Genomic DNA, 12282 nt, shown 5'->3' on the forward strand with positions numbered 1-12282 from the left:
ATTACGGCAAAAGATAATGTCAAAACTTCCCAGCCCGGCATAGGAATCCATCAGGTTTAATTTCTTAAAGACGGCCAGGGAGCGAATTTTATCTTTTATCCGCCAGCCGCCGGCAGCCGGGTTAAAGCAGCGCTGCAGGATTTGCTTCGATAGTCCGCGCTCGATCTCAAATTTGCCATACATGCCGTAGCTGGCCTTGGCCACCGCCTCGTCGGAAATATCCGTCCCCAGGAGGGAGATTTCATAATCGCGAAAATCGCCGAGGGTTTCCAACAGGGAAATGGCAATACTGTAGACCTCCTGACCGGTGGAGCAGGCGGCACTCCAGATCCGCAGTTTGGTTTTCCCCTGACCAGCAGCAGCTGAGCGTCGGTCAACCAGGTCGGGAATAATTTTATTTTTCAACAATTCAAAAGGTTTATTATCGCGGAAAAAGAGGGTTTCATTGGTGGAAATGGCGTTGACAACCTCTTTGTCCAGCTGTCTGGAGATATCGGCCCTGGCCCGGTGGTAAAGGTCCCTGAAGGAGGGGCATTTGTAAGCCGCCAGCAATGGATTTAAGCGGGCTTCCAGCAAATATCCCTTATCATGATCCAGATAAATACCGGAAATATTATAGATATATTTGGCCAGCAGTTTAATTTCTTCGGCGGTTATCTTTGCCATTATTCAGCTTCCACCTGAATCCTTATACCGTTTTAACGATCTCAGCGGCAATACCATCCAAGGGCATCACCACATCCACCAACCCGGCTTCCGCAACTGCTTTTGGCATGCCGTAAACAACACTCGTATCAGCATCCTGGGCAATACTTACCACCCCGGCGCTTTTCATCTCCCGCAGGCCAAGTTTACCGTCCGCCCCCATTCCAGTCATAATTACCCCGGTGGCCTTGGAACCATACTCCCGGGCCACTGAACGAAAGAGATAATCCACCGACGGTTTACAGTTATTTTCCGGCGGCTCATCAGTAATCCGGATGATTTTGCTGTGGACATCGGCACCGCTGGCGATTTTCATCTGGCTGCCGCCGGGAGCGATATATATGGTATTTTTTTTCACCAGCTCGCCATTAACCGCCTCTTTGACCTCCAAAGCACACTTTTTATCCAGGCTGGTCGCCAGAGATTTAGTGAAAACCGGTGGCATATGCTGGACAATCAGCACCGGAACTCCCAGATCAGCGGGAAGCCACGGCAGCATGGCAGTCAAAGCGTTGGGGCCCCCGGTAGAGATACCGATGGCCACCACTATTGACTTTTCCGTTCGTTTCACCCGGGCCTTGGTCTGTTGGAGAACCTGGCTTGCAGCTTCGGGTTTTCTTACTGTTTCCCGTGCTGGAACCGCCGGCCGCTTCCCCCGCAGCAGGCGGCGCAGCTGACGCTGCTGGCCAAAAACCTTCAACCGCCGGGAAAGCTCCTTTTGAATATATTGCAGGTTTTCTTCCGGGGTTTCTTTGTCAGGTTTGAGGACAAAATCGAAGGCCCCTAACTCCAGGGCTTTCATCGTTATCTCGCCGCCCCGTTCGGTGAGTGAACTGAACATCAGGCACTCCACGTCCAGCTTTTCCTGCTGGATGGCCACCAGGGTCTCAAGCCCATTCATCACCGGCATTTCCACATCCAGGGTCACCAGGTCAGGTTTCAGTGATTTGATTCGGGACAGAGCAATTTTACCGTTATTGGCCGTCCCCACCACCTCAACCCCGGGAATGGTTTTCAACACGTCAGCTATAATTTTCCGGTACATGATCGTATCATCGACCACCAGAACCTTAATATTCATCCTCTACTCCATTATAAAATAGGAAGACATAATGCCTGTTTTACAGGGTGAACTTATTAATCATCGCTTCCAGTTTGACAGCCAGCTGGCTTAGGGCACTGGAGTTACTGTTTCCGGAAGCCAGTTCATTAACCTCAGAAATATCAGTTTAGACTTTGATCTTGTTCACCCTTTTTCTCCTTTTTTCTCTTCGGCCAGCACCGCCTCCACATCCAGAATGCTGATTAGAGCATCCCCCAGTTTACAGGCGCCGCTGAAAAAGGTTCCCTTATCAATATCGATATTGGCTGGAGGATGTGTAATCTCTGAAACTGAAATGGTCACCACATCCTTGATGCCATCCACCAGCAGGCCGATATATTCATCATCACGATCAACAATAATCACCCGGCTTTTGTCACCTATTTTACAGGGAGCCAAACCAACTTTTTTGCCTAAATTGATCACCGTAACGATGCGCCCGCGCAGGTTCATGATCCCCAACACATAGTCCGGCGACAGGGGGACCTGGGTAACGGCAAGATTTTGGTTGATCTCCTGAACCCAATTGATATCGACACCACAAAGCAATTCATCGATGACAAAACAGGCAAGCTGGATGGTATCCTCAGCAGCAGCGGCAGCAGCTTTAACCTCCACTGTTTGCGGTGTCTGATTATTTCCAGACATGGGGTTTTCTCCTTTTCAAATTCAGTTCTCGATTATTATATTTTTCTCTCACGGAGACACAGAGGCACAGAGAATTTTTACAATATTCCATTAATCGTTCTGCTTATGCCATTCTTCATAAGAACATCACCAAAGTTTAAAAGATATCCCAGTTTCAATCCAGTTAATTTCAAATAAGTAAGTAATTGTTTTTTATGGGATGGATTAATTTTTTCAACCGACTTCAACTCAACAATAACCTTTTTTTCAACAATTAAGTCTGCTCGGAATCCTTCATTAAATGATATACCTTCAAATTCAATGGGAATTACTACCTGTCTTTCCACCAGCAAGCCTCTTTTTTCTAGTTTATCAGTAAGAATAACCTCATAGACACTTTCCAGGAGCCCCGGACCCAGTGCTTGATGCAAATGTATGGCACAATCGACGATTATCGTTCCTATTCCATTTTCATGCATCTCTGTGTCTTTGTGTCTCCGTGGTGAAATTTTTTTGTCCTGGGTCCCGAATTTGTGTTAATTCACTTCCCCGCCTTCCTTCGCCTGCGGTACGTACTGGTTTGCACGTTTGCTTCGCCGTGCTTCGCGGGGGGACACTCTTGACTATCGCTCGCCCAGTGGAGGAACAGCTTGAATTTGCTTTTAACGCGAAACTCAAGAATGTCCCCAATCACGGTGACCCCGCTTCCAATTTCCCCCGCCCTCCCTTTTTATTTTTTATGCAAGGCTTACTACAATATAGCAAGCTTTGTGTCTCCGTGAGAGTTATTGGTCTTTTTACAAAAACAATCAAACCGTAAATTGTCCCATCAATTCCTTCAATTTCTCCGCCAGCTGGCTTAACTCTTCAGCGCTCTGGCGCACCTGGGCACTGGAATTACTCATCTCGCCGGCTGATTCATTGACATCGGCAATATCTTTGGCGATGGTTCCCGAGACCTCGGTGGTCTGGACCACATTTTCATTCACCTCGGTAATCCCCGAGGAGGTCTGGGCAATATTCTCGGCAATTTCCTGGGTAGTGGAGGCCTGCTCTTCCACCGCCGTGGCAATAGTCGTCACGATGCTGTCCACCTCATCGTTGATCCGGGCAATCTCATTGATCTCGGTCACCGTCGCCCCGGTGGAATCCTGGATCCCCTTGATTTTACCGGCAATCTCACCGGTAGCCGCCGCCGTCTGCTGGGCCAGGTCCTTGATCTCATGGGCCACCACCGCGAATCCTTTACCGGCCTCGCCGGCCCGGGCCGCCTCAATGGTGGCGTTGAGAGCCAACAGGTTGGTCTGGGAGGAAATTGCATTGATGGTTTCCGTTACTTTGCCAATCTCCTGGGCCGCTTTTCCCAGTTCATCAATTTTGCTGGCGGCACTCTTGCCCTGGCTGACCGCCCGGCCGACAATTTCCCGGGCATTTTCGGCATTTTTAGCAATCTCGCCAACGGTAGCAGTCATTTCCTCGCTGCCGGAGGCTACCGTATTAGCATTCACCGATGCCTCTTCCATCGCCGCCGCGATTGAACTCATATTGGCGTTCATTTCCTCGGCGGCGGTGGCAACATTGTTGGCTTTACCGGCGGTATTATCGGCCCCGGTGGCCAACTGGCCGGAAATGGTATTCAATTCGGTTGACGATGAAGCCATGGTTTCGATGCTCCCGATTATCTGTCGCAGCATGTTCTGCAGATTTTCGATAAAAATATTGATCCCGGCAGCCAGTTCTCCCAGTTCATCCCGACGGTCGGCATGCAGACGCTTGGTAAGGTCTCCATCTCCCTCCGCCACTTCCCTGACCATGGCAATGGTTTGGGCCAGAGGCTTGCTGATCATCCAGCCAATTATAAGGAAGAAAAAGGCGGCAGACAGCACAACACTGACAATCCCTATAAGAATATTTTTCATGCGGGCCTGGTTAACGGTGTCGTAGGCTGCGGAAACATCGGTTCTGATCATCATGCCGCCCAGGATTTGGCGGCTTTGCCCGTGACAGTGATAACAACCGGCTTCATTTAGGATCGGCTGCAAAATGGTGAGCACCGGTTTACCCTGGACCTTTTCCCGGAAAATTTCCTGATCCAGCTTGCCGGATTCCAGCATGACTTTCAAGCCGTTGCTGAGGGTCCCGGAGGCAATCTGTTTGCCCATTGAAGAACCAGTCCGGTCAGCTTCGGAAGCATAGGTAATCTGCTGGTTAAAATCAAAAATATAGACTTCCACCCCGGCCATGTTCTTATTGATATCACGCAGCTGATTGTTGATGGACCCGGTGTCATTGATAGCCATGGGATGCCGAATGCCGTTCATCAGGGTGTCAGCCATCATCCTGGAGGTATTGTGGACCTCATGTATAATATTTTTCTTAAGATTGATGATGTTGACGATGGTCAAGCAGCTAATGACAATAAAAAAGAAAACGATCAGGCTGAAGGTAATTTTGAACCGCAGTCCTCTGGGTAGTGAATGCTTCAATGTGCACCCCCATAAATCATTGGCTTGTAGTCAAAGGTGGCGACCCGTTCGCTATTATGACAGGTTTCACAGTCGGTTACAGATAATTTTCCCTTGATATCATCAGGGTCTTCGCTGTCGGCATGGACACTTCCCGGACCATGACAGCACTCACAACCCAGATTCTTCAGGTGAGGAGTCTGACTGATTGAGACAAATCCTCCCGGTTGTCCATAACCGGTGGTATGACACAATAAACATTCCTGGAATTCAGTGTCGGTCAAGCCTTTGCGCATCTGCTGGATGCTTTTATAGGAATGTCGTTTTTTGGCATATTTGTTAAAACTCGCGTATGCCTCCTCGTGGCAGTCATTGCAGGCTTCGGAACCGATATAGGTGCTGTTTTCCTGGCTGTATGTCGAGGTTCTGAATCCGGTACCCAATAAGAACAGCATAATAAACAGACCTATCCTGATGCCGTATTTTTTAGTTCTCTTCTGGTTTCCTTCCATCACATTTACCTTCTTTTCTGGTTCTATCGAGCTGGAGAATTTTTTCTGTTTTTTCTCACAGAGACACTGAGACACGGAGGATTTTCATACATTCCCTTCACATTGATGCATCTCTGTGTCTTTGTGTCTCCGTGAGAGTTATTGGTCTTTTTATAAAAACCATCACACACTAAACCAGCCCATCAACTTCTTATATTCAGCACCTTGGTCGAGCTGGAGAACTTTTTCTGTTTTTTCTCACAGAGGCACTGAGACACGGAGGATTTTCATACATTCCCTTCACATTGATGCATCTCTGTGTCTTTGTGTCTCCGTGAGAGTTATTTTTCTTTTTACAAAAACCATCACACCGTAAACTGGCCCATAAGTTCCTTATATTCAGCACCATGGTCGAGCTGGAGAACTTTTTCTGTTTTTTCTCACAGAGGCACTGAGACACGGAGGATTTTCATACGTTCCCTTCACATTGATGCATCTCTGTGTCTTTGTGTCTCCGTGAGAGTTATTTTTCTTTTTACAAAAACCATCACACCGTAAACTGGCTCATAAGTTCCTTCTATTCAGCACCATGGTCGAGCTGGAGAATTTTTTCTGTTTTTTCTCACAGAGGCACTGAGACACGGAGGATTTTCATACATTCCCTTCACATTGATGCATCTCTGTGTCTTTGTGTCTCCGTGAGAGTTATTTTTCTTTTTACAAAAACCATCACACTTTAAATTTACTCACCATCTCATTGAGCTTCTCCGCCAGACCGCTTAGCTCATCGGCACTCTGCTGCACCTGGGCACTGGAATTGCTCATCTCGCTGGAGGCCTCGTTAACCTCAACAATATCTTTGGCAATGGTTCCCGACACCTCGGATATCTGGGTGAGGTTCTCATTCACTTCGGTAATCCCCGAAGAGGCCTGGGCAATGTTCTCGGCTATTTCACCGGTAGTGGATGCCTGCTCTTCCACCGCCGTGGCAATGGTCGTAACAATCTCATCCACTTCGTTATTAATCCGGGCAATCTCATTGATCTCAGTTACCGTCTCCTCGGTAGAATCCTGAATCCCGGTAATCTTGGCAGCAATCTCACCGGTGGCTGCAGCTGTCTGCTGGGCCAGAGCCTTAATTTCGTTGGCCACTACCGCGAACCCTTTGCCGGCATCGCCGGCCCGGGCCGCCTCGATAGTTGCATTGAGGGCCAGCAGGTTGGTTTGCGAAGAAATGGCGTTAATCGTCTCGGTCACCTTGCCGATCTCCCGGGCCGCCTTTCCCAGCACATTAATTCTTTCGGAAGCGCTTTTGCCCTGGGCCACCGCCTGGCCGGTAATCTCCTTGGCGCTCTCAGCATTTTTGGCAATCTCAGCAACGGTAGTGCTCATCTCCTCGGCTCCCGAGGCAACGGTGGAAACATTGGTGGATGCCTGCTCCATGGCCGCGGCCACCGAGCTTATATTGGCATTCATCTCCTCGGTCGCGGTGGCGACATTATTGGTCTTGCCGGCCGCGGTATCGGCACCGGAAGTCACCTGCTGTGATATGGCAGAAAGTTCAGTCGAAGAAGATGAGAGGGTTTCCACACCGGCAATAATTTCTTTCATAAACTGGCGTAATTTTACAGACATAACCTCCATATTTTTATAGACACCGACATTATCCTTTCCATCTTTTTTGACAAATTCATTGATTAAGTTCCCATCAGCAATATTACTGGCCACTTCGGCTATTTCGTCAGGATCACATCCAAGCTTTTCAAGCTGTTTTAATACCTTGATTCTGATAAAGAAAATAATTGCAACGCCTGCTATCAGCGCCACAACACTTAATATTAAAATCAAAAAAACAGCCTGCGTGTTGGATGCTTTGAGCTTTGGCCCGATTTCATCCTGAACTTTCTGGACACTCTCTGCAACTTCTTCAGCTGCACCGGCAATCTCCGGGCCTATTTTATCAAGGGTACCGGCAATTATTTTATTTCGGTCATAAATCAGCTTCACCAAAGATTTAAAGTTTTCGTGGTATTTATGATCTTCTTCATCTACTTCATTGAGCAATTTTAGTCTTTCAGGATCTTCCAGATGGTCTTTTAATTCCTTAAGATGCATATCCATTTCGCCAAATTCTGAATCAACCCGGTCTGCATCTGCTTGAAAATTGGAATCTAAAAACTTATTTACATAAAGCCTTGCCAGCAAAAAGCTCCGAAGCGCCAGGCCTGCCTGGAAAGCAGCCTTAACATCATCGTCATTATCAGCAGAAGTCATGATCTCGGTAAGCTTTTGTTCCATAAGCTTGCCGTTTTTTTCCAGGATATCGTTAACAATGTGATTTCTCTTTTCCTTCATTTTTACGACAACCTTGAACCCCTGGTCATAAGCATCCACTTCTTCATCAATAAATTTAATCTTTTTTAACCTTTCAGGATTCTTGATCTCTTCTTCAGCTATTTTGAGAAGGGTAGTCATCTTTGCATGATAATCTTCATATTGCCTCTGGTCTTTTTTGCTGCCTGTAATAATAAAATCCTTGACATTCATCCTGACCATGAGCATATCAGCCTGGAGATCGCTGGCAAGATTATTGTCCCTTGCCATTTCCCTGTACTCGCCAAAGCCGGTTGACGCCGTGTGCAATGCCATATAAGCAGTTAAAGCAATAATAACCATAAACAACAGGACAGCAATAAATCCACCAATCAGTTTTGTTCTAAGTGTCATTTTTTCCTCCATTGTTGGTTTTAGATTGAAACTTAAAATGACGATAATTTTACAACTCAACAGCCCATCTGTGAGATATAACCCCATTTACCGCGGCAATCGTACGCCGATACTCTGCAACAGCTTTTCCCGATCGAGCTTGATCTGATAGTCATCGATACCCACCTCATTCCCTTTTGTCTGATGTTCTTCACTGGCCAGGGAAGTAAGGGCGATAACCGGCAAGGCGGCAAAACGCTGGTCGGCTTTGATAGTTTTTGTCAACTCAAAGCCATCCATGTTGGGCATTTCCAAATCGGTTACCACCAGCATTACCTCATCCGGATGCTCCTGCAGGTAATCCCAGGCCAGCTGGCCGTCTTCGGCATCCACTACCGGATAACCGGCGTTTTCAATAAATTTTCGCACCTGGTTGCGGAAAAAATCCGAATCCTCCACCACCAGGATATTTTTGCCGCTGACTGGTTCACTGTCTTTTGCCTCATTATCCTTTTCAGCCATTGGCGGCCGGGATGCAAACCAGTCGGGGTTCAATGTTTCCATGACTTCGAAGACATCAACGATCAAGGTGGTCTGGCCCTCGATAATGGCGGAACCGCTGATCCCGTTCTGTCGCAAGGTCATTTCATCAACACTAATCGCCACATCCACCGCATCAACCGGCGGCGCTGCCAGCAACCCGACTTCGCGACCGGCTATCGGAAAGATTATAACAATCAATTCTTCCCGGTTTTCCAGCACGCCAACGCTCGCCACCTCTTCCAGGGCATAGACCGGCAGGCTGCCGCCCCGGTACTGGAGGACCTTCTTGCCTCCCTTGATTTCAATATCCTTCGCTTTCACTTGCTCCACCCGGGCCACCAGGCTTAAGGGCACCGCGCATTGTTCATCCGGGCCGTTGCGAAACAAGAGCAGGGAAAGTTTGGCCGCCGTCCCTGTGCTCTTTTCTGCCGCTTCAGCCTGTTTCGCGGCGGTTTCCATCCCGGCCAGTGAGGCCAATTCAGCCAAGCGGGCCAGTCCGGGAACATCAAGGATAAGGGCCACCTGCCCGTCACCCATGATGGTGGCCCCGGCATAAGCTCGACAATTTTGCAGATGCTGTCCAAGGGGTTTGACCACAATTTCAACCGTATCATCAAGGTCATCTACCACCATGGCATACTTGTACGGCCCGGCGGAAACGATGACCAGGTTTACATCACTGGTATAACTCTGCCTTCGTTCAGGAATGCTTTCCACGGCTACCGGCTTTTTATCCTCCCCTTCGGCAGCCAGTTCTTCAATCCGGGAGTCGGCCAGGACGGCGCGACGATCCTGTTTACATTCTCCGGTTTCGGGATCAACAAAGGTGGAATCCAAGTGCAAAACCCGGGAAAGATGAATGATGGGAATCAATTCACCCCGCAGCATCAGCACCTCGGCACCGCCAACCATTTCAATCTGCTCCCGAATCCGATTGGCGGGCACCCGGAGCATTTCTTTGACATTAACCTGGGGGATGGCGTAGCGGTCATCACCGATGACCACCAGCAGGCTGGGAATAATCGCCAGGGTCAAGGGCAATTTAATCCGGATGGTGGTCCCCTTATCAACTTCAGTTTCAATATTCACCTGGCCGCCAAGCTTATCCAGATTGTTTTTGACCACATCCATGCCCACACCGCGGCCGGAAACATCCGTAACCTTTTCAGCCGTGGATAATCCGGGCAACATAATCAGGTTGGCCTTTTCCTGCTCACTCATATTTTCCGCCTGCTCGGCGGTGATCAGGCCTTTTTCCAGGGCCTTGGCGGTAATTTTTTTGGTATCCAGGCCTTTGCCGTCATCGCTGATTTCGATATTGATCTGGCCGGATTCATGGTAGGCCCTAAGCAGGATTTTACCCACCGGATCCTTCCCCCTGGCCAGCCGCTCATCCGGTAATTCAATTCCATGATCGGCTGAGTTGCGCACCAAATGGGTAAGGGGATCGCCCAGGCCTTCCATAATGGTTTTATCCAGCTCAACATCCTTACCTTCCAGAATCAGCTCAAGCTGTTTGCCAAGGTTCCGGGACATATCCCGAATAACCCGGGGAAATTTATTGAAAATATTGCCCACCGGCTGCATCCGGGTGATCATGATCGCTTCCTGCAGTTCCGAGGTCACCAGGTCAATGCGCTGACCGGCGTTATTACGATCTCCCCGATCGCCGCTGGTAATCGACTGCAACAACTGGTTGCGGGCCAGGACCAGTTCACCGGCCAGGGTCATCAATTGATCCAGAACGCTGACATGCACCCGGACCGATTCAGCCTGGGGGCTGGCAGCCGGCGCGGCAGCCGAAGATTTTTTCGCGGCTGTTTCAGCCTGGGTGGTGATCTCTTTGGTTTTTTTCTCCGGGGCTGGAGAAACCGGCGCTTCAGCAGGTTCAGTTTCCGGCACCGGGAGAGGTGGAGCTTCGGCTTTTGCCGCCGGTTCCGGTTCTAAAGCCGGTTCCGGCACATCCTTTGGCGGCACATCCGCTTTCTCTTCAACTTCAGAAACTACGGCTGCCGGTTGTTCTGCCGGGGATTTGAGCTGCTCATCCAGAGACATCATCTGTTCGGCTTTTAAATCCAGCAGAGTCGGCAGAAGATCCGGCTCAATAATGCTGGCATAGAGGACATCCAAAGGCAGGCGATTGCTGAATTCTCCATCTTCAAGGGTACCCACCGCTAGAAAGTCAACTTTGAGATCCACTACTTCACCGCTGTCCTGAAGCCCTTTGATAATCTCCAGGGGGTTTTTACCCTGCTGCTGGACATCATGGATAAGATCATAGTTGAGCAGATACAAATATTTGCCTCCTTTTTGCGCCTGCTGCAGCTCAAGTTCGGAAAGGGCAAAAACTTCACGATTGTCGGCATCTTTAATGGCAACATCCTTTTCGGCACTTTCCTGTTCGCCGGCGGTTAAATTCGCCGTTGCCAAACCTTCAAGCGCTTCGATATGTTCGGCAATATCCATCTCGTTGCTGGCCGAAACATTTTTGAGCATCCGGCTCAAATAATCGAAAGCCAGCAGCACGATATTGACAATATCCGGGGTCGGCACCATCTGCCGGTTACGAACCATATCGAGAAGGTTTTCGATTTTATGGGACAGCTCCTTGATCGCCGTCAGGCCCAGGAATCCAGCTCCGCCCTTGATGGAATGAGCCGCCCGAAAAACCTTGTTCACCAACTCCTCATCCAGATCAGCCCCATCCTGTTCAATGGTCAACAGATCACTCTCGATATCCTCCAGATGTTCACCGGCCTCTTCCACATACATTTGTAAAGTTTCATCATCCATCATCATGGCTTTTTCTCCCCGATATGTTGGCTTGTCAAGCTTTGCTTCGCCCTGCTTCGCGGGGGGACAGAATTAAATTCTGTCCCCAATCCCAAATTTATCCTTTGACCTTTAACCTTTTGCCTTTATCCTTTAACCTTTATCCTTTGACTGTTGAGTGCCTTACCCCTGAATTTCTGTCACTCTTTTCAGTACCCCCCTAAGAGGGGGCGCAGCCCGCCTTATCCTTTAACCTTTGGCCTTTATTCTTCATCCGTGACAATATTAAAGATGCGATTAAGATGTGTCATCATCAGGACATCCAGCACATTGCCCTTGGCATTAATAATCGTTATAGTTCCCTGGTGCTGTTTCAAAGAATTAAAAGCGGCAATAAACAACCCCAGGCCGGTAGAATCAACCAACCCCACTCCTTCCAGATCAATGACCAGCTCGGCCGGTTTTTCGGCGACGATTTCCTGGAGCTCACGCTGAAAATCCTTGATCACCGGAGTCACCACATCCTGTCCCGGATTTATAAAAACTTTATCGCCTTCTTTACGTATAGTACTCATATAAATCTCCCCGCATCCGGCATGCCCGGAGCCAAAAAAGTTCAACCAGCCTTTACCCTTTAGCCTTTAGCCTTTAGCCTTTAGCCTATTAAATGCTCTTCGCAGAATCAACTGAATTTCTTTATGAAAAAATTCCAGTCTGAGAAAAAATATAATAAGTATTTGATTAACAATGAAAATAAGATGACTCTCACAGAGTCACAAAGACACAGAGAAAACCATACTTTTTTATACGCATCTCTGTGCCTCTGTGCCTCCGTGAGAAAAACAATGGGTAAACCAGAGCACAAACAAGC

9 protein-coding genes are annotated in these 12282 nt (G+C 48.6%); all 9 read right to left on the reverse strand.

Annotated features, from left to right (window positions below; genetic code table 11):
• A partial coding sequence (locus tag U9P07_06030) for a protein-glutamate O-methyltransferase CheR (GenBank protein ID MEA2108960.1) occupies positions 1-666 on the reverse strand: 666 nt, incomplete at its 3' end.
• 22 nt (positions 667-688) lie between these two features.
• Positions 689-1786, reverse strand: coding sequence for a chemotaxis response regulator protein-glutamate methylesterase (locus U9P07_06035; protein MEA2108961.1), 1098 nt, complete (start codon positions 1784-1786; stop codon positions 689-691).
• Between the two features lie 165 nt (positions 1787-1951).
• Complete coding sequence (locus U9P07_06040; protein MEA2108962.1) at positions 1952-2455, reverse strand: chemotaxis protein CheW; 504 nt, start codon at positions 2453-2455, stop codon at positions 1952-1954.
• A gap of 77 nt (positions 2456-2532) precedes the next feature.
• Entirely contained in the window at positions 2533-2913 is a 381-nt protein-coding gene (locus tag U9P07_06045; protein MEA2108963.1) for a GxxExxY protein, read from the reverse strand.
• Positions 2914-3243: 330 nt separating this feature from the next.
• Positions 3244-4920 carry a methyl-accepting chemotaxis protein gene (locus U9P07_06050; protein ID MEA2108964.1) on the reverse strand — a complete coding sequence of 559 codons (1677 nt, stop codon included), beginning with the start codon at positions 4918-4920 and terminating at the stop codon, positions 3244-3246.
• Positions 4917-5411 (reverse strand): cytochrome c family protein, encoded by a 495-nt coding sequence (locus U9P07_06055; GenBank protein ID MEA2108965.1) that lies wholly within the window; start codon positions 5409-5411, stop codon positions 4917-4919. The genes U9P07_06050 and U9P07_06055 overlap by 4 nt, the downstream gene beginning before the upstream one ends.
• Before the next feature lie 708 nt (positions 5412-6119).
• Positions 6120-8117 carry a methyl-accepting chemotaxis protein gene (locus U9P07_06060; GenBank protein MEA2108966.1) on the reverse strand — a complete coding sequence of 666 codons (1998 nt, stop codon included), beginning with the start codon at positions 8115-8117 and terminating at the stop codon, positions 6120-6122.
• 87 nt (positions 8118-8204) lie between these two features.
• The gene (locus tag U9P07_06065) at positions 8205-11438 is read right to left on the reverse strand and encodes a chemotaxis protein CheW (GenBank protein ID MEA2108967.1); all 3234 of its coding nucleotides are present in this window, start codon (positions 11436-11438) and stop codon (positions 8205-8207) included.
• Positions 11439-11674: 236 nt separating this feature from the next.
• Entirely contained in the window at positions 11675-11986 is a 312-nt protein-coding gene (locus U9P07_06070) for an STAS domain-containing protein (GenBank protein MEA2108968.1), read from the reverse strand.
• Between the last annotated feature and the right edge of the window lie 296 nt (positions 11987-12282).

The sequence above is a fragment of the Pseudomonadota bacterium genome, from assembly GCA_034660915.1.
In the GTDB taxonomy this organism is placed as follows: Bacteria; Desulfobacterota; Anaeroferrophillalia; order Anaeroferrophillales; family Anaeroferrophillaceae; genus DQWO01.